Source organism: Microcoleus sp. AT3-D2, assembly GCF_036705715.1.
In the GTDB taxonomy this organism is placed as follows: Bacteria; Cyanobacteriota; Cyanobacteriia; order Cyanobacteriales; family Microcoleaceae; genus Microcoleus.
On sequence record NZ_JAUBVE010000034.1, the window covers coordinates 33,379 to 51,704 of the forward strand.

13 protein-coding genes are annotated in these 18,326 nt (G+C 45.9%); 4 read left to right on the plus strand and 9 right to left on the minus strand.

Annotation, left to right across the window (positions count from 1 at the left end):
- Window position 1: 1 nt before the first annotated feature.
- The 3 genes from QUB44_RS15920 to QUB44_RS15930 all read right to left on the minus strand — a co-directional run bounded on the left by QUB44_RS15920 (window position 2) and on the right by QUB44_RS15930 (window position 3,171).
- On the minus strand, window positions 2–2,077 hold the full coding sequence (locus tag QUB44_RS15920) for a dynamin family protein (protein ID WP_333369141.1): 2,076 nt from the start codon (window positions 2,075–2,077) through the stop codon (window positions 2–4).
- 33 nt (window positions 2,078–2,110) lie between these two features.
- The gene (locus tag QUB44_RS15925; protein WP_333369143.1) at window positions 2,111–2,443 is read right to left on the minus strand and encodes a hypothetical protein; all 333 of its coding nucleotides are present in this window, start codon (window positions 2,441–2,443) and stop codon (window positions 2,111–2,113) included.
- A 206-nt stretch (window positions 2,444–2,649) separates the two neighbouring features.
- The gene (locus tag QUB44_RS15930) at window positions 2,650–3,171 is read right to left on the minus strand and encodes a pentapeptide repeat-containing protein (protein WP_333369145.1); all 522 of its coding nucleotides are present in this window, start codon (window positions 3,169–3,171) and stop codon (window positions 2,650–2,652) included.
- 224 nt (window positions 3,172–3,395) lie between these two features.
- Here QUB44_RS15930 and QUB44_RS15935 point away from each other — a divergent pair, with 224 nt between their 5' ends.
- Window positions 3,396–4,928, plus strand: a complete 1,533-nt coding sequence (locus QUB44_RS15935) for a SagB/ThcOx family dehydrogenase (protein ID WP_333369147.1) — start codon at window positions 3,396–3,398, stop codon at window positions 4,926–4,928.
- Window positions 4,929–5,164: 236 nt separating this feature from the next.
- Here QUB44_RS15935 and mnmE read toward each other — a convergent pair whose 3' ends face one another.
- Both mnmE and QUB44_RS15945 read right to left on the minus strand, forming a co-directional pair.
- Complete coding sequence (gene mnmE / locus QUB44_RS15940) at window positions 5,165–6,550, minus strand: tRNA uridine-5-carboxymethylaminomethyl(34) synthesis GTPase MnmE (protein ID WP_333369149.1); 1,386 nt, start codon at window positions 6,548–6,550, stop codon at window positions 5,165–5,167.
- Window positions 6,551–6,600: 50 nt separating this feature from the next.
- Window positions 6,601–6,810: a hypothetical protein gene (locus QUB44_RS15945; RefSeq protein WP_333369151.1), complete on the minus strand. Its 210-nt coding sequence runs from the start codon at window positions 6,808–6,810 to the stop codon at window positions 6,601–6,603.
- A 365-nt stretch (window positions 6,811–7,175) separates the two neighbouring features.
- Between QUB44_RS15945 and QUB44_RS15950 the strand changes: the two genes are divergently transcribed.
- Window positions 7,176–9,374, plus strand: coding sequence for a tetratricopeptide repeat protein (locus tag QUB44_RS15950; protein ID WP_333369153.1), 2,199 nt, complete (start codon window positions 7,176–7,178; stop codon window positions 9,372–9,374).
- The gene (locus QUB44_RS15955) at window positions 9,331–11,745 is read left to right on the plus strand and encodes a tetratricopeptide repeat protein (protein ID WP_333369155.1); all 2,415 of its coding nucleotides are present in this window, start codon (window positions 9,331–9,333) and stop codon (window positions 11,743–11,745) included. The genes QUB44_RS15950 and QUB44_RS15955 overlap by 44 nt, the downstream gene beginning before the upstream one ends.
- A gap of 215 nt (window positions 11,746–11,960) precedes the next feature.
- Here the strand turns inward: QUB44_RS15955 and QUB44_RS15960 are convergent, their stop codons facing one another.
- From QUB44_RS15960 to QUB44_RS15975, 4 genes are all read right to left on the minus strand, one after another.
- Window positions 11,961–13,394 (minus strand): protein adenylyltransferase SelO family protein, encoded by a 1,434-nt coding sequence (locus QUB44_RS15960; RefSeq protein WP_333369157.1) that lies wholly within the window; start codon window positions 13,392–13,394, stop codon window positions 11,961–11,963.
- Window positions 13,395–13,866: 472 nt separating this feature from the next.
- Window positions 13,867–16,278 (minus strand): GH116 family glycosyl hydrolase, encoded by a 2,412-nt coding sequence (locus QUB44_RS15965; protein ID WP_333369159.1) that lies wholly within the window; start codon window positions 16,276–16,278, stop codon window positions 13,867–13,869.
- A gap of 196 nt (window positions 16,279–16,474) precedes the next feature.
- The gene (locus QUB44_RS15970; RefSeq protein ID WP_333369161.1) at window positions 16,475–17,080 is read right to left on the minus strand and encodes a Uma2 family endonuclease; all 606 of its coding nucleotides are present in this window, start codon (window positions 17,078–17,080) and stop codon (window positions 16,475–16,477) included.
- Between the two features lie 41 nt (window positions 17,081–17,121).
- Window positions 17,122–17,667, minus strand: coding sequence for a gamma carbonic anhydrase family protein (locus tag QUB44_RS15975; RefSeq protein ID WP_333369163.1), 546 nt, complete (start codon window positions 17,665–17,667; stop codon window positions 17,122–17,124).
- A gap of 105 nt (window positions 17,668–17,772) precedes the next feature.
- Here QUB44_RS15975 and QUB44_RS15980 point away from each other — a divergent pair, with 105 nt between their 5' ends.
- Window positions 17,773–18,282, plus strand: a complete 510-nt coding sequence (locus tag QUB44_RS15980) for a TIGR02652 family protein (protein ID WP_006631343.1) — start codon at window positions 17,773–17,775, stop codon at window positions 18,280–18,282.
- Window positions 18,283–18,326 lie beyond the last annotated feature (44 nt).

The following is an 18,326-nucleotide window of genomic DNA, read 5'->3' on the forward strand; positions in this document are numbered from 1 at the left end:
TTCAAGCGGATGCTAGGAAAGCTTGATATAGCGATTCAATACTCTGCGACTCGGCAGAAACATCAGCCTCCAATTTTTTCAACCGCTCAGATTCAGCCTGACAATTAATCTCGCGAGATTCCTTTTGTTTGAGCAAATTATCTAACTCAGATTTCCGAGAATTAATATCAGCATTCATGCGATCGCCCACTTCCCGCCCGTAAACATCAAAACACTCTTTCACAGCATCGTGAATCGGCTGCCACTGCTCTTGAGCCACCTGCGGCAGATATTTCACCAGCTCTTTTTTCGCGGCTTTCACCAACTGTTTATGAGCTCCGTCTGCTTGCAAAACCCCAACACCCATCCCCAACAACGCCAAGTACAGGGGCCCCAAAACAACCCCCGTAAAACTAGCAAAAATCGTACTGACGCTCAACACAGTAATTAAATTGAGCAGGATATTTTTCCAATCAAAACCCGCTCCTGCCATTGCTACGCCCGCCAGATTTCCGGTCGTTAACGAGAACAATCCCATCGCCCATTTTGCCCAACCGGGCGAGTTATCTTCGTTTGAGTTGCTGACTGCTGCTGGTATTTTTTGCCCGGTCAGTTTTTCGGTAATTTTTTCAGTCACTTTCGTGTAAGATGCTCCGTAATTTGCGGCACTTTTCGATAGCTGCGAAAAGGCTGAATTCATTTCTTGTTCGGCCGTGAGAGTCCAAGCTGCTAGTTTGTCATTGATGTACTGCTCGAAGGCTCGTTTGAGCGATGCTTCAAAAGCTTCTCGCTTGCCTTGGCTGAAGAAATCTAGAAATCTCAGCTCTGGTTGATACCGTAAGAAATCTGTTTCAAAGGTATTTTCTAAGTTAAGAACGTAGGCGCGGAAAGAATCTGCGATCGCCCGCGATTTACTATCTCTAACTTCGATAATTTCTTGTTGAAATTCATCGCGAATGTGAGTCAGTTTTTTAAACTCCGGCTCAACTGAATTAATCTTTTCCTTCAATTCATTGACATCGCGATCGAGTAATGGTAATCGGCGTTCAACAGCTTCGCGGACACGAGCAGAAATTTGACGCGCCAAAGTTCTCGCCGGACGCAATTCCGAAATCGCCCTTTCCTGGGTTAAAAACGTATTTAGTGCCGCCATGAACTCGGGAAAACCAGTTCCTGCCAAATCCGCATCCGGGTTTTTTATCCGCAACCTGAGCGCCTTAATTGAGGTAATTGCAAACACTCGCTCGTCGTAAATATCGTGTCCTTCTGTTAAACAATATTCAGCCAAATTAGCTTGAAAAACCCGCCGCAGTTTCCCTTCTGCTTCTGCTAATTCTTCAGGATCATCCGGGTCAATCAAACTTTCCTGCACCTGATCCCAAGCATTAATCAGAAAGAAAATGCTCAATCCGCGATTTTTGATATAATTTTCTAGATAGCGTCTTTCACCCATTGTGCAAGGCTGAGTTGCCCTGAGCACAAACAAAATAGCGTGGCAGTTGTTGATGTAACCGAGAGATAATTCATTGCGAGCTTCTGTATCGTTCAGTCCGGGACTATCTACTATTTCTATGCCTTTTTCTAGCAAAGGTAAGGGATATTCTACTACGGCGCAATCGATATCTGGAAATGCTGGTTTCTTTTCTTCTTCTAGGCGTTTTGCCTCAGCGGGATCAATTGTGTAGTTCTGTTTAAAACTTTTAAAATCTAGCTGTTTGGGGCTTTTGCCGTCATTGAAATAAACGGTGACTTTTTTTTCTGAACCATAGCGCAAAATCGTCAGCAAAGCTGTACAGGGATTTACATCGCTGGGCAGTAAGTTTTCGCCGATTAACGCATTGAGAAAAGTGCTTTTGCCGCGTTTCATGTCGCCTAGCACTAGCAGCCGGAAGACTCCTTGGCGCAAGTTTTTACTGGCGACATCAATGTCGGCGTTGTCTGTTTCTAAACCTAGTTTTCCCGATGCTTCTCCTCCTGCTAATTCTGATTGATTGATGGCTGTGGCGATGTTGCTGAGGCGAGTGGCAATTTCTCGGCGGACGGCGGCTACTCGCTCTAAATCGTTGAGAAAGTTGCTAGTTTCTACTTTAAGGTTCATAGGGTTTTCCTAATAGTTTCCTGCTTGAGATTTTCAACTTCTGTCTTCTTCAATAAACATTTTGTAAGCGATAAAAGCAATGCCTCCCACTATCAGGGCGGCTGCCAGCCAAGATGCTATGCGAACTGCAACGATAACAGCAATGACAATGCCTGTAAATTGAGCGGCTGCTATAATTTTTCGGCGCCACTGTTTGAGTTTGCCGTTAACTTGGCGGTCTGGTTCTTGGTACTTGCTTGTTAGATGTTCTGGCACTGAGCGGTCGATTTCGGCTTCTAGTTCGCGCAGTCGAATTTCTTGTTCGCGCTTCCGTAGTTCTTGTTCTTTGTGCCGGAGTTCTCTGGATTTTTCGTCAGGAGAATTCATAAATTTTAGCCTTTTTTCCGCTGGAAAAATGTGTTATTTATTGTCTATGTTGCGGAGCGATAAGTTCTCTACGACTGTAACTCACATTTTCCCGCGTGTCGAGAAATGTTAAGAAATTTTAAAAAGGGCGATTCCCTACGGGATAGCTACGCTTCACGACTAATTAAGCCGATCGCCCTACGTGCTAGATTAGCCGCTGCAAATCCTCAATAGCCTTCGGGTCCGATAGTAGTGCGATCGCACTCCGCTTCCGACAAATCAACCAAGCGCGATCGAAATAAGTTGCAGCCCGCTAATTGAGCTTTGCTTAACTTTGCTTTCTCCAAATTAGCTCGGCTCAAATCCGCATATCTCAAATCGGCATTTGTCAAATCTGCATTGTACAAATCCGCACCTTGCAAATTGGCTTTCTGCAAATTAGCACCTTGCAAATTGGCGTGACGCAAATTTGCTCTTGATAAATTTGCTCTTGATAAATTTGCTTCCGACAAGTTGGCTTGATAAAGTTGAATGTCGCCCAACTCAGCATCTTGCAAATCAGTTTTATAAAGATTGGCTTCAGTCAAATTTCCGTAGGGCAAATAAGCTCGCCTCAGAACGCTACCAGAAAGATTTATTTCTGCCAAATCTGCTTGAAACAAGTTATCTTCACTTAAGTCAACGGCGTTAAAGTTTCGCTTGCCCTCAGCATACTGAGTCAGCAATTCTTCAGCGCTTAGCTTTTGCATTTTCATCCCTTTATGAGGACAGCTATTGCAGCCAATCCATAGCAGTAATTAATGGGTATTAATCTGTGTATTTATACTTAGGCATTATTTTATGTTAAGCTTGTGTAACAACGATCTCATTTTTTCTAAGATTTTTTTTATATTTGTAAATTTCTGCCTTGCTCGACCAGTAAGCGGTTAGTAATGTCAAGATCGAGAAACCAAAGCCAATCCTCTACTGAAATATGCCAGAACTTCCTGTCTCCATTGCTGAGCACTACCACGAACGGACAAAATACGACCCTGAAACCATTGCTGCTAAAAGTAGACAGCTAGATTGGACAGAGCAACCTGTGCCTTTCAAAGAATATAAAATTGGAGCGTATTTTGACCTCAAGCCTTATCTAAAAGACCCCTCGGAGGATGCCGATCCCGATGCCGCTTGGTGGCATCGGTTATCTAGCTTGTTGCTGTGCAGCTACGGCTTGACGGCGAAAGTGCAGACGGTAGACGACAGCTACCTGTATTTGCGATCTGCACCGTCAGCGGGTGGACTCTACCCGGCAGAGGTTTATTTAATCTCCCGTGGCACTGCCCATTTGCCGGCCGGACTCTACAACTATCAGTGCAGAACTCATTCACTTGTTCATTTTTGGGACAGTCAAGTTTGGCCAGTCTTGCAAGCAGCTTGTTTCCAGTCGCCAGCGCTAGAAAATACCCAATTGGCGATCGCCATCACCACTGTTTTTTTCCGTTCTTCTTGGCGTTACGAAGACCGAGCTTATAGGCGAATTTTTCTAGACACCGGCCATTTATTGAGTAATATCGAGTTAGCTTGCGCCGTCAACGATTACCGACCTCACCTGATTGGAGGATTCGCCGACGAAGCTGTCAATGAATTACTGTACATCGACTCGGAGCAAGAAGGAGCTATTTGTGTAGTTGCTTTAGCGGACTTGCTAGATATTGACCAAAACTTGCCTAAATTTAAAACAGCTTTGCCCGGAAACACTACGACAGATTACCCGCAAATTTCGGAAGGTCAACTGCTAAAATACCTCCACAAAGCCACGCATTTAGAATCAGACCCTACCGGAGCGGATGGCTGGAAACTTGATGAAAGTGAAGGGGAATTAGAGGATAAATATAACTTTCCATTTTGTACTAAAGTTTCGACGGTCACTCCTTCGATTCCTTGGGGAGTGAACCTGGAAAGTTTAGAAAACACTATGCTCAAAAGGCGTTCTACCCGTGCTTATACAGGTGCTTCTTTGAGCTTGGGCGAACTGCTAGCTATGCTCGATTTTACTTACCAGCCGCAGCACTATATCGACCAAGGATTAGACGGTTATCCCGACTATTTCGATTTAAGCTTGATCGAGACTTTTATTGCTGTTTCGGGAGTGAATGGATTAGAAGAAGGCTGTTATTATTATGCTCCGAAAGCTCAAGAATTGCGGCAAATTCGGTTTAAAAATTTCCGCAGGGAACTGCATTTTTTGTGTTTGGGGCAAGACTTGGGCAGAGATGCGGGGGCGCTGTTGTTTCACACGGCGGATTTGAACAGGGCTGTAGCAAAATATGGCGATCGAGTTTACCGCTATTTGCACATGGACGCGGGTCATTTGGGCCAGCGGTTAAATTTAGCAGCTATGCAACTGCGTTTGGGTGTCAGCGGTATCGCGGGCTTTTTTGACGATCGCGTCAATGACGTTCTCGGTATTCCTGCGGGTGAGGCTGTGCTTTATATTACAAGTCTCGGAAGACCTCGATCGTGACAATAAGTTAGTTGTTATTTGTCAGTAGTATTGCTTCACTAAGCCCAGGGGCATCTAAATTTTACAGTCAAGTTTGATGAAATTAACATCTTACACCATTCTCAAGAACAGGCAAGATGCCTGTTCCACAAAGAGTGAAAATATTGTGGGGAGTAGGGGTTGGGCGTCCCGCCCGCCCTAAAAATACAACTTAAATGCGAGACAGCTTACCTCTTTAATTTAATCTTTTCCTATTACTATTTCCCAATACAAAACCTACTAAATATTCTGTCGAGCACTGATTCTGTCACTTCTTCGCCCGTAACTTCCCCCAATGCTTGAATTGCACCGCGCAAATCTATTGTCCAGAAATCTAAAGGCAATTTATTGCTCATAGTATCTGTGCATTGTTCCAGAGAAATTTTAGCTTTAGTTAACGCCGCTGCTTGTCGCTGGTTGATTGCTAAGTCTGAGTTTGCTGCTTGCAAATTTCCCCCGCTGACAACATCTAAAATTGCTGTTTCTAAGTCTTCTATGCCTCGATTGAGGGCTGCTGCTGCGGTAACTATTGGGTGAACTTCAGGGGAAAAAGGTAATTCATGGATGGTTTTTACTAGGTCGATTTTGTTGATAATTATAATTAGCTGGCGGTGTTTTACTTGTTCGTAAATTTCCGAATCTTCCTCTGTCCAACCAGATTCCGCATCAATTGTCAACAACACTAAATCGGCTTGTTTTGCTGCTGCGCGCGATCGCTCAACGCCAATTTTTTCTACCTTGTCTTCGGTTTCTCGAATGCCCGCAGTATCGAGCACCTGCACCGGAATGCCGCCCACAACTAGCTGCGACTCTACCACATCCCGCGTCGTACCGGGCAAATCCGTGACGATCGCCCGATCGCTCTTACTCCACGCATTCAGCAAACTCGATTTGCCCACATTCGGTCGCCCAACAATCGCTACTTTCAAACCACTTCTCAACAATTCTCCACGATCTGCCGTTGCCAAAATTGTTGACAATTCCTCCAAAACATGATTTATTTCCAAAGAAGTTTTAGCTTCATCTAAAGGCGGCAAATCTTCCTCAAAATCAATTCTTGCCTCAATTTCTGCCAGCACATCCAAACAAGTTGTTCTCAATTTGCGAATTGGCTGCGCTAATTTTCCTTGCAAACCGGCCAAAGCACTTTGTGCAGCAGCGGGCGATTTTGCTCCCACCAAATCTGAGATACTTTCAGCTTGAGTTAAATCCAGCCTCCCGTTCAAAAAAGCCCGCAGAGAAAACTCTCCTGGCTGCGCTAATCTCGCCCCATTTTCCAAACACAATTGCAAGACTTGCTGCACGGCCATAATGCCGCCGTGACAGTGAAATTCCACCACATCTTCGCGAGTAAAAGAACGCGGCGCTTTCATGATTAGCAGCAAAGCTTCATCGACTAATTCTTGAGTTTTGGGGCGACGGATGTGGCCGTAAAGAATGCGGTGAGACTCCCAAATTTGCCTTCCTAGGGCGCAAAACAGAGTTTCGGCAATTTTTAAGGCTGCGGAACCGGAAACTCGCACAATGCCGACGCTGCCTTGTTGGGGAACTATGGCAGTGGCGATCGCTGCGATCGTTCCTCCTTTGGTTAATGATTCAGACATTTTTATTGTTCACACATTTAAAAGTTCTCTCAATCTCCTGTTTTTGAGTATCAGGCAATTGCTTCTCGGTATTCGAGAGTATAAATCTCTAGTTCGTCATTCAAAAAAATTAAATTTCCGCCCTTTTGGGCAAGCTGCACGAGTTTCTGAGTCACAGGGCAAGGGAGATTTTTTAATCTTTTTCCTGCGATCGCTAATTGCTCGCAGGCTTCGAGAGACAGGATAAATTGAATTAGGGATTCAACCAGTTGTACTTTCATTTGAGTCACTTCCGCCCCGGTTGTTAAATTATACAGTTTTCATTGAGAGGATAAACAATTTCAGCATTTTTTTCCTAAGATATTAGAAGAGCGTGGCAACAGCGCTGGACTTGGCTAGCCAATCCGATCGCCCGTTTGTCCAGTCAGTCGATTTTAGATTTTAGATTTTAGATTGACTCCACAAATGAATCGGGTAGCTTGAACTGGGGTCTAAAATTTTGGGAGGCTAACGACTCCTGTCGGAAAGCAACTATCCGTTTTTGGGTGGGAGTCAGGGCTCGATCGAACTTAAATTACTCAGCCAAATATTTTGGCTATTCTGATTTCATGCGATAATGGGAAATTGACAGGGCAGAGGGCAAAGCATGATTGGTCAACTTCTAGACAGACGTTACCGCATCATTAAAGTCACAGACTCAAGTGAGGTGGGAAAAACTTATCTAGCAGCAGATACTCACCGTCCCGGGTATCCGCAATGCACGGTTAGAGAAATGCGGCTACCCGGCACAAGTTCGCAAACTCCAGAATTAGTCAAAGTTTTATTTCAAAGAAACGCAGAAATAATTGAAAAATTGGGAAAACATGACAAAATCCCGGAATTATTGGCGTATTTTGAGGAAAATCAAAGTTTATACTTAATTGAAGAATTTATTGCGGGATTACCTTTAAGTCAAGAACTAATACCCGGTCAACATTGGGATGAAGACCAAGTAATTGGTCTGCTATCAGAAATATTAGAAATTTTGGTGTTCATCCACGAGAAGGGTTTCATTCACCGCAGAATTCAACCAGACAGAGCGATCCGGCGCGAGTCAGACGGAAAATTTGTATTGGTAGACTTTAGCTTAGACAAAGAAATTAACCCGGAACTTGCTAACTGTCATTTGTTGTCGCAAACTTCCCCAAACTCTGTTAAACGGCCTGTGGCAAAAAAACAGGGTTTGGTAGCCCAGGAGTTATATGTGCCGATCGAGCAATTGAGCGGCAACCCCCGTTACAATAGCGACATCTACGCTCTAGGTACGATCGCCCAGCTTGCCGTGACGGGACTCTCACCCAACGAACTGAGTGCCTTAAAAAACAACAAAAGCCAAATTCCCTGGCGAAACCGGGCAACTTGTTCGCCTGCCCTAGCAGATATTATCGATCGCATGGTGCGCCCCGACTGCGAGGAACGTTACCAGGAAGCAGCCGAAGTTTTAGCAGACCTCAAACAAATCGCCGTAAAATTGGAGGTTGAGCCGCCGCCAGCCACAATCATCACGCACGCTATGAGTCAACCGCGAAGACAAAGCCAAACCAAACTCCTGCTGTTGGCTGCAACAGCGGCAGCTTTAATCTTGACAGCAGTCATAATTTACTTCTGGCAGAGTCAAAATCCGGCGAGGGCAAAAGAATTGTTAGCCCGCGGCGTTACCAAGGCGCAGCAAGGTGACACAACAGGCGCGATCGCCGATTATACTCAAGCGATCGCCATGAATGCCACCGATGCGGAAACTTACTACAAGCGGGCAAACGCTCGCTACGACATGGGCGCAACCGAGCAAGCAATACAGGATTACACGCAAGCCATTAAAGTCAATCCTAGCCACACCAAAGCTCTCTACAATCGAGGTATGGCCCGCCTCGACATCGGGGACAAGCGGGGGGCAGTGGAAGATTTCACTCAAGTAGTGCGACTCAATCCCAGCGACGGTGAGGCATACTCTCAGCGGGGTTTAGCCTACTACGATTTGGGCGACTACCGCACGGCAATAGAAGACTACACTCAAGCAATTCGGCTCACTCCCAACGATGCTACAGCTTACAGCAATCGGGGTTTAGCTCGATCGGCGGCAGGCGACAAAACAGGAGCAATGGCAGATTTTACTCAAGCCCTTCAAATTAGTCCCAAACAAGCTGGCGTATACTACAGTCGTGGTCGATCGCGGTTTAATCTGGCAGATTATCAAGGAGCTATGGAAGATTATAGTAAGGCGATCGAATTGCAACCAGAGTTAGCTGATGCTTATACCAATCGGTGCAGCGCTTACCTGAATTTGGCCACCTACGACAAAGCGATTGCAGATTGCACCAAAGGAATTCGCCTTGCTCCAAAAGATGAAGCAGCTTACAACAACCGCTGCATTGCTTATCTGAATTTAAAACAATTTCAAAAGGCTAGCGAAGATTGCAGTTTGACGATCGGACTCAACGGCAACAATCCCAAAGCATACAGCAATCGAGGATTAGCTCGATCGGCTTCGGGAGACAAGCAGGGAGCTTTAGAAGATTTTACTCAAGCAATTCGCCTCAATCCCAGCGATGCAGTAGCATACAGCAATCGCGGTACTATTTACTCAGAACTAAAAAATTACCCTTTAGCGGTTGAGGATTTCGCTCACTCGCTGCGGCTCAACCCCAACAATGCTAGCGCTTTTTACAGCCGAGGCCTCGTCCGCCGCCAACTCAAAGACCGTGCTGGGGCGATCGAAGATTTTCAGAAAGCTGCAACCTTGTTTCTAGAACAAGGAAGAGCTGATGGTTTCCAAAACGCACAATCACAAATCAACGACCCTAAATAAACTATTAGTCACCATTCTGATGTTAAAAAAAGAAGAAAAAAGGCAGAAGGAAGAAGGAAAAAGGAAGAAACAAGAAGACCCAATTCCAAATTCCAAATTACCCAGTTCCCGTTACCAACTCCCCGTTACCAATTCCCAATTACCACCTCCCCGTTACCAATTCTCACTTATAGATATGAACATGGTTGGTCAACTTTTAGACAGGCGTTATCGCGTAGTGCAAATTCTCAGTTCAGGAGCTTTTGGACAAACTTATTTAGCTGTCGATACTCGCCGTCCGGGCCATCCTCAATGTGTAGTCAAACAACTGCGCCCTCCCAGCAACACTTCCACAGTTCTCAAAACAGCTTATCGCTTATTTAAACAAGAAGCAGAAATATTAGAAAAGCTGGGGAAACACGATCAAATTCCATTTTTACTAGCTTATTTTGAAGAAGCCAATCAATTCTACCTCGTCGAAGAGTTTGTCCCCGGACACGCCCTAAATAGAGAAATTGTGGCCGGTCAACCTTGGCGAGAAGAACGAGTGCTGGATCTGTTGCAAGAAGTGTTACAAGTTCTCGCCTTCGTACACTCTCAGGGAGTGATTCACCGCGATGTTAATCCCTCCAACTTAATCCGCCGCAAACCAGACGGCAAATTAGTTTTAATTGACTTTGGTTCGGTTAAAGAAGTTGCGAATCACGTCAGTGACTACGATACCGAATTTCCGCGCACCATTGCTACTGGTACTCCGGCTTATATGCCGATCGAACAATTTCAAGGCAACCCGCAATTTAGCAGTGACCTCTATGCAGTCGGGATGATGGCAGTCCAAGCTATCACTGGTTTACCCGGTACGGATTTGCCAAAATTGCAAGATCCGAGTCCTTCTCATACGGGGGAAATTGTTTGGCGAAACCGAGCTCAATGTTCTGTGGGATTAGCCAATATAATTGACAAAATGGTCTGTCACCAATTTGCCAAGCGCTATCAATCTGCGGAGGAAGTTTTGGTAGCTCTCAGCAAGTTGAGACACCGCCAAGAGCCGATGAATTCGGCTCACAAGAAAAGTATGGCTCCCAGCTTAGTTTCTTCTGATAGTTTTTCGTCACGTTTGGGAAGTCGATTTTGGTTGCTGGTTTTGGCGGGCGTCGGGGCGGCAATAGTTCTGATATTTCTGTTTAGTTATTGGAGCCGCCCGAATCCGATTAAAGCTCAGGAATATTACGAAGAGGGAGTGGAAAAGTCTCGCAATCAAGATGCGGATGCAGCTTTGCAGGCTTTTAATAAGTCAATTCAATTGAATCCTAAAAATGCTGAGAGTTTTTACCAGCGCGGTAATGCTAATTATGATTTACAAAAGTATCAAGAAGCAATTGCGGATTATTCTCAGGCGATCGCTCTCAATCCTAAATATGTTCAGGCTTATTTTAACCGCGGCCTAGCCCGTCACGATTTTAACGACAAGCGTGGGGCGATTGAGGATTACACTCAAGCTTTGAATCTCCAGCCCAGGGATGCTGATACATATTATGAAAGAGGAGTTGCTTATTTAGAAATGCAAGATTACAAGGCGGCTATTCAGGATTTTAACGAAGTAATTCGGTTGCAGCCGAAGCTTGTTAAAGCTTATCATTCGCGGGGGTTGGCTCGTGCTGGGAGCGGCGATTTGCAGGGGGGGATTGGAGATTATACTGAGGCAATTAAACTTGATACTAAGAATGTTGATGCTTTTTACAGTCGGGGGAGAGCTCGCTTTCACCTAGGAGATTATCAGGGAGCTTTGGCGGATTATTCTCAGGTAATTGCGATCGATCCCAAGAGTGCAGATGCTTACGCTAATCGTTGCAGCACGCAGTTGAATTTGGGAGCGCATCAAGCGGCAATTGACGATTGCACTCAGGCAATTTCGCTGAGCGATGAGGATGGGGTTCCTTACAACAATCGCTGCATTGCTTATTTAAATTTGAAGGATTATCCGAAAGCAATTGCCGATTGCACTCAAGCGCTGACAGTGAATCCGAATGATTTTAATGCTTTTAACAATCGTGGTTTAGCTCGCAACGCAGGGGGTGACGCCCAGGGTGCGATCGCAGATTTTACAGCAGCAATCGGGTTCAATCCCAACAATGCGGAAGCTTACGCCAATCGGGCTAAGATTTATCAGGAGTTAAAGAATTACAATAGTGCGATCGCAGATTACGTGCAAGCTATTCGGATCAGCCCGAATTATGCTGCTGCTTACTACGGTAGAGGCATGGTTCGCCGCTCCTTGGGAGACAAAGCAGGAGCGATTAGCGATTTAGAAAAAGCCGGCAAAATGTTTCTAGATCAAGGGCTTACTGGCGGTTACAAAGATGCACAATTTGAGATTGAGAAGCTCAAGTAGTCATTAGTCATTAGTCATTAGTCATTAGTCATTAGTCATTAGTCATTAGTCATTAGTCATTAGTCATTAGTCATTATTTCTCGGTGTTATATTTCTTATGTGCCAGATTTTTATAATCTCAGATTGCTCCGGGGCTGGTTCACGCTAATCTTTAATACTAAGAGAAAATGCAGGTGAACGAGCCCTTACGTGCTATTAATGCCAGCTATTATTAATCAATTTTCTGGGTCTTGAAGTCGTTTAACCAATTCATAAAACGGTTCCCAATTATCCTCAATAGCTATGGGTTCCCAAACAGCCTCAATCGTCGGTCTCAAGAGCGATTGTTCGGGATTGTGCTTCCGCAACCTGTCCGCCATTTGATCCATATCATCCGTAGACAAACTTTGCAAAACGTGATAATAAAACTGTCGCCAAGGTGCTATCAAGTCCGCCGGTTCCGCCTCAGCAAAAATTAGACTAGCATCATCTCGCCAAGTGCGATCAAACTGTCTTCGCAATTCAAAAAAGAAATCCTGATAGCCGACTTGAGACTCCGCCAGCATTTTAATTGTCACCTTCAACAACTCATCTCCCTCAGCCTCTGGCAAATCCTCAAATCCCAATCTATTTAGCATCAACTGCCGATAAGCTGCATTATAATAATCGCCAAACTTTGCCAAACCCGCATCCATATCAGCTTGAGGAATCGCGGCTGCTAGCGGTTGCTGGAGCTTCTCTAAATTTCCCTTACAAATAAACGGTTGATTTCCGTAACAATAAAGACCGTAATGGTCGAAATAAGCTGCTGTAAATTCCGGCTTGTAAGTTGGGATAAAAGCGAAAGGCCCGTAATCGAAACTTTCTCCAGTAATCGACATATTATCAGTATTCAGCACTGCGTGACAAAATCCTGCCGCCATCCATTGAGCGACTAATTCAGCTACTCGCTGGACTAAATCTGCATAAAATAGCGCATATTTTTCGGCAGGCGACACACCCGCATTACTTGCTTCTAAATGCAGTTCTGGATAGTAATATTCAATAACAAAATCTAAAAGTTTTTTAGTTAAATCCGGTCTGCGGATATAGTGCAATCTTTCAAAAGTTCCAAACCGGATGTGAGAATGACTGAAACGCACCATTACGGACGATCGTGTGGGTGATGGTTCATCGCCCCGCCACAAAGCCTCGCCCGTTTCAACTAAACTAAAACACCGAGATGTCCGAACTCCCAACCGGTGCAAAGCTTCGGCGGCTAAAACTTCGCGAATTCCCCCTTTGAGAGTGAGTCTACCATCAGCGTGCCGGGAGTAGGGAGTGCGGCCCGAACCTTTAGTGCCGAAGTCGTAAAGTCTGCCGTCAGTGCCGCGAACTTGGCCGTACAAAAAGCCTCTACCGTCGCCTAAATTCGGGTTGTATTCGTTGAATTGATAGCCGTGATAGCGAAGTGCGAGAAAAGGGCGGACGCAGTGAAATTCGCCGAACGCTTCGATAAAATGTTGGTCGGTTACTTGTGCGGGGTCTAAACCCAATGTCGGCAATAATTGGTCGTTGCGGAAGCGGAGGATGTGCTGCGGAAAATCGGCCGCAGGGACTTCATCAAAATAGTCGCCGCCGAGGGATTCGACGGCGGGTTCGTAGTTGAGGGAAAGTAAGGGATTTGACATTTTTCTATTGTATCTTGAAATTGGCGATCGCTCCAAATTATATACGGGTAAGATGCGGACTGCATTGGTGTCAACAATTGCCTCATACCCTTTGTCTCTCTTGTTTATAGCCGAGTCTCGCTCCTACTTTTATCTCATATCATGTCCGATAGATTGACCATAATATCCCGGCCGGGCGGGTTTTTGAGATTGTTAATTATTGGCAGATATTGTTGGTGAACCCGCCCCTACCTGATTTTGGGCGAAGCGAAGCGGAGGGAATCGACCGGACATGATATCAGTGCTGTTTCATGCTCAAATTTTAGCATAGGTAAAGTTTGAGCATGAAACATTAATGTCTTCCTCGAATGCGGAAATTTTTTACGGTCAATTTTATTGATAGTTAAATTAACTGTTGTCCTTGCTAAAAATGGGGTTGAAGGCTTAATTTTTTTAATTTTAGGGGGATTCACCAGCTAATATACATTTTGCCCTATTTAAAATTGGTCAACACCCCGTAAATTGCCCAAATTGCCATCGCCCGCAAATAGTGACTCGCCCGAAAAGTTCCCCCCGCCGTAATCGCTTCCGGCGTGCGAAACTGCAACCCATTCTGATAAATCTGTTTCACCACCGCATCCGTCAATTTAAACGCTTTCTCCTCCATTCCCATCTGTACCAAAAAAGCCGCCAACCCAAAATTAATCCCCGTCCAAACTTCCAAAGGATGAGTCGCATTCGGATTTTCCGGCGAACCGTTTAACATTACCCCATTCGCCGCACCGAACTCGCCATCGTTGAACTTCAAAAAGCAAGAATCGTACACAGTTTCTAGAGCGCTGGCTGCACATTCCGGCGGCACAATATCCGGCAATCCTAACAGTTTTGCGTAAAATTGACCGCACAGTTGGTCGGCCATCACCACTTCGGAATTACTCTCGCTGTCCAAACGGTAATATTGACCGTTCCACAGTTTTTCTTGATAGCTCGGTCTTGCTTGTAACAGCCAACTGTGATATAATGCTATCTTTGCTTGAGGGTTAGGAATTATCTCCGGTGCTGCATCTTCCAAAATTTCGCCGATCGCGATCGCAGCCTCCAGCGCCGCCAACCACAAACCCCCGCAATACGCACTTATTCCCCGCATTTGCCAGTCATCAAACGTCTGATCCGGTGCTCCTGAATTCTCAGGAATTCCGTCCCCATCCTCATCAAAAGTTTTCAGATAAGCCAAAGCCTCAACAATTGCCGGCCAACACTCTTGCAGAAACTCACAATCTGTGCCACCCGTCAACAGGAAATCCCGATAAACCTGCAACACAAAATCGCAAGGCAAATCCTTCCACAAATTGCAATCTTGATAGCTAGTATAATTCGTTTTCTCCCAAGGATGTTCGTTAGGAGCACCCAAATCGTGTGGAGTCGCACCGACAGCTTTTCTAATAGCCGAAGCTTGATTCCAGCCAATAATTCTCGGCGTATCGTCTCCTGCAGAAATTGCCCTAGCGAACGCTAAAACCACCGACTTTTCCAAATCAGGCCACAGCATCAACAAAGCAAAAGAACCGTAAAGCCGCACGTCCAAACTTTCGTACCAGCGATAATCAATGCACTCCAAAACCGCAAATTGGCCCTTCGGATCGCGTTCGTCAGCGGCACTCCACAGAGTACCGCCGTCTGTGAGGGCGTATAACTCGTTAAACAGCGCCATTTTAAAACAGTCTGACAAATCTTTACGTTCTAAAATGGGTTTTTGCCAAGCTTCAATATTTTCGCGCCAAGTATCCGAATGCTTCATTGCAGTGCGAATAATTGGCCAAGCATTTTTGCCGTTGCGGCCAAAGAAATCCGTATAGCGGCGGTAGTACAAAACTCCCGATGCAAACTCAGTAACGGGCAAATCCCAAGCTATAATAAAGGGAATTTTGCGAGTTTTTCCCGGCCGAATAGTAAAGCGAACTGCGATCGCACAAGCCAACTGTTCTCCGGCTGCTGCGGCTGTCTCATCTTTGTCATCCAACAAGAAACCTTCTGCAGAAAAGTTGCGCCAAATATCGTCACCGTTCCCCGCCGGGTTCCAACGAGTTTGATAGAATACTTCTACCGCTGGATTAGTAATAGTTGCGATCGCCCATTGTCCCTCCCCCTCTTGCGGTTCGTCATCAGCAGTCAACCGCGTCATCACGCAACCGATTCGGTGAAAATCTTCCACCAACAAATTCAAATTTCCGGCACTTTCTCCCCACCGGGGTTGATAGTCATAAAATGGACTACCATCATCTCGAACCATCACTTTCGGCGACTTGTTGGCATTAGTAAACCAACCAACAATATTCTCCCAAGTCAGCATGATGCTGAGAGTAATCGGCGCATCTGTAGGATTGTGCGCTACCCATTCAAACATGGCTACTGGGTAACTGCTTTCCTGATAATTGTTCGGCAAAATTGGCGAAAATTGCTCGCAGCTTAATTGAGCATGAAACACATTTTCGTATACAAACCAACTGCGCGGATACAAAGCATGATAACTCCCAGAATTTGACTCTTCTCTTCTTCCTTCTTTTGGATACCATTTCCAATTCGATAAACTGCCATCAACAGGCGGTTCAGTGGACAGTGCAAAAGCTTGTTTTTTGCCTTGAGTTTCTTCAAAAACACTGAACTGACAAGCGGGCAAACTGCGAAAAATGTGCTCGCCGCCGTCAATGTGCCAGAGGTTGAAGTCGCCGCGGGACGATCGCCCGATGCAGCCGGCACCGAACCCGCCCAGAGGCATTCCGTGCCAGGGCCCGTCGTCGAGATTGCTGGCGTAGCGGACTGTATAGGGATTTTCCCAACCGAGGCCGATGGGACGTTTCCAGGTGTACGGGGGGATGTTTGGATTGGATGTGCGATCGTTATTCATGTCATCAATTTTAGCGCTCGATCGAGCTTGACAATTTTTTTATTTAATTTTAAACTTTTATCGCTCGAACAAATCCCGATTTTTCCTAAGATTGTTGACTGTTGATTGTTGACTATCAAGCAATTGGTTTCAGGTTCGCCGGCTTCATCAATTCTCCAATCTAAAATCTAAAATCTAAAATCGCTTGGTCGATCGCCTAACGGGGAAGAATATCATCTAGGCGAATTTGCCAGGTCTTTAACAGAGGAGAAATAATCGGTTGACCGAGGCGAAATTGTTGCTGCGCGTACTCTTCGTCAATCAGTTCGCAAACAGTGACAGTAGGTTGTTTCGGTTTGCCGATAAAAACCGCGCCCCCCAATCCGCGATAATCGACTATCCAATATTCGGGAATTCCTAAAAGAGCGTATTCTTCAACTTTCCGCGCGTAATCAGTTTCCCAGTTAGTGCTGACAACTTCTACCACCAATTTAATAGATCCTCCCAGCGCAATCACAGGTTCTCTTTCCCAAAGAGGTTCGCTGACAATAGCAGTTTCATCTAATACGACAATATCGGGAAGGCGGGCGGTAGCTGCGTCTGAAAATGGACGGATCAAACAAGTGCGGGGAATGAACCAGGGTAGTTTTTCGGCTGCGATGGCGATGCCGATTTGAGTTGCCAGTTTACCGCTGACGGTTTCGTGTGGGCCTGTGGGTGACCTGTCAACTAATTCTCCGTCAGCGAGCTCGTAGCGGAAGTTGTCACAATATCGATCGAGGAATGTTTCAAAAGTTAAGATTTTTGGCACAGTGTAAGCCATTGGAAACTAATAGTTTTTTGCTTAAAATCTTATTCTATCAACTAACCAAATCCCAACTCAGAACCTTTCCCCGCGTGAACCAAAGCCAATTTTTCGTAATGCTTAGCGTGTTCCACCAACTCGGCAGCTTCTTCCTCAGAGACATCCCGCAGGCGTTTGGCAGGCACTCCCGCAACTAGCGTGTGAGGGGGAACGTCCTTGGTGACAACAGCCCCTGCACCGACGATAGAGCCTGTTCCCACCCTCACTCCGTTCAGGACGATCGCCCCAATCCCGATCAGGCAGCCCCGTTCAATGTAAGCTGAGTGAATCACGGCTCGGTGTCCGACTGTCACGAAATCTTCCAAAACAGTCGGTTTCCCCGGATCGCCGTGCAGAATTGCTCCATCCTGGATATTGGTACTTGAGCCGATCGCAATTCGCTCTACATCCGCCCGCACCACCGCCCCGTACCAGATACTAGCGCCTGCAGCCACCTCTACCCTGCCGATCACAACAGCGCCTTCAGCGACAAAAGCCGCTTGGGACAGATCCGGCCTGGGCCAATAGGAAGGAGGTGCAGACAGAGGTTGGTTGAGATTGCTCATTAGTTGGTCGATCGTTATACTTCTAGCAGATTAGCTGGTTGTTGATACGGGATATAATAAAAGTATTTGGCAGTTTTGCAGAGAAAATATGTTGGGACGCACTACATGATCGAAGTTGCCTTGCAATACCCGATGTTTGGCCCGGAAATTCAGTGTCCCCACTGTCGCCAAACAATTCCGGCTCTAACGCTAACGGATACCTATTTGTGTCCGCGTCACGGGGCATTTGAGGCAGATCCAAAAACGGGGGAACTGGTTCACCTTCAGTCTGGGCGGCACTGGCGCCGCTGGGAGAATGAATGGTATCGCCAGCACACGCACCCGGACGGGATTCGGTTTGAAATTCACGAAGCGCTCGATCGACTGTATACTCAAGGCTACCGAGCAACTCGCGTGATCGTTGCCCAACGCTATCGGGACTTAATCAGCGCTTATTTGGAACGCAGCACGCCTTGGCGCGGTCAGTCGGAATCGCCCCGGCCGAGGTTGTACGGTTTGCCTGTGGATTTTAGCCCCGATCCTCAAGAGGACCCTTGCTGGGAAGTAATTAATTTTGATTTGGAAAAAGAGCCGGGAGTTCCGATTAGATATCCTTATTTTCGGTTGTTTGAATAGTTATTAGTCAGTAGTCAGTAGTCAGTAGTCATTAGTCATTAGTC

Bases quoted from the DNA above. Each gene is read 5' to 3' on its own strand.
- QUB44_RS15920 (WP_333369141.1), bottom strand. From the start codon at position 2,077: ATGAACCTTAAAGTAGAAACTAGCAACTTTCTCAACGATTTAGAGCGA.
- QUB44_RS15925 (WP_333369143.1), bottom strand. From the start codon at position 2,443: ATGAATTCTCCTGACGAAAAATCCAGAGAACTCCGGCACAAAGAACAA.
- QUB44_RS15930 (WP_333369145.1), bottom strand. From the start codon at position 3,171: ATGCAAAAGCTAAGCGCTGAAGAATTGCTGACTCAGTATGCTGAGGGC.
- QUB44_RS15935 (WP_333369147.1), top strand. From the start codon at position 3,396: ATGCCAGAACTTCCTGTCTCCATTGCTGAGCACTACCACGAACGGACA.
- mnmE (WP_333369149.1), bottom strand. From the start codon at position 6,550: ATGTCTGAATCATTAACCAAAGGAGGAACGATCGCAGCGATCGCCACT.
- QUB44_RS15945 (WP_333369151.1), bottom strand. From the start codon at position 6,810: ATGAAAGTACAACTGGTTGAATCCCTAATTCAATTTATCCTGTCTCTC.
- QUB44_RS15950 (WP_333369153.1), top strand. From the start codon at position 7,176: ATGATTGGTCAACTTCTAGACAGACGTTACCGCATCATTAAAGTCACA.
- QUB44_RS15955 (WP_333369155.1), top strand. From the start codon at position 9,331: ATGGTTTCCAAAACGCACAATCACAAATCAACGACCCTAAATAAACTA.
- QUB44_RS15960 (WP_333369157.1), bottom strand. From the start codon at position 13,394: ATGTCAAATCCCTTACTTTCCCTCAACTACGAACCCGCCGTCGAATCC.
- QUB44_RS15965 (WP_333369159.1), bottom strand. From the start codon at position 16,278: ATGAATAACGATCGCACATCCAATCCAAACATCCCCCCGTACACCTGG.
- QUB44_RS15970 (WP_333369161.1), bottom strand. From the start codon at position 17,080: ATGGCTTACACTGTGCCAAAAATCTTAACTTTTGAAACATTCCTCGAT.
- QUB44_RS15975 (WP_333369163.1), bottom strand. From the start codon at position 17,667: ATGAGCAATCTCAACCAACCTCTGTCTGCACCTCCTTCCTATTGGCCC.
- QUB44_RS15980 (WP_006631343.1), top strand. From the start codon at position 17,773: ATGATCGAAGTTGCCTTGCAATACCCGATGTTTGGCCCGGAAATTCAG.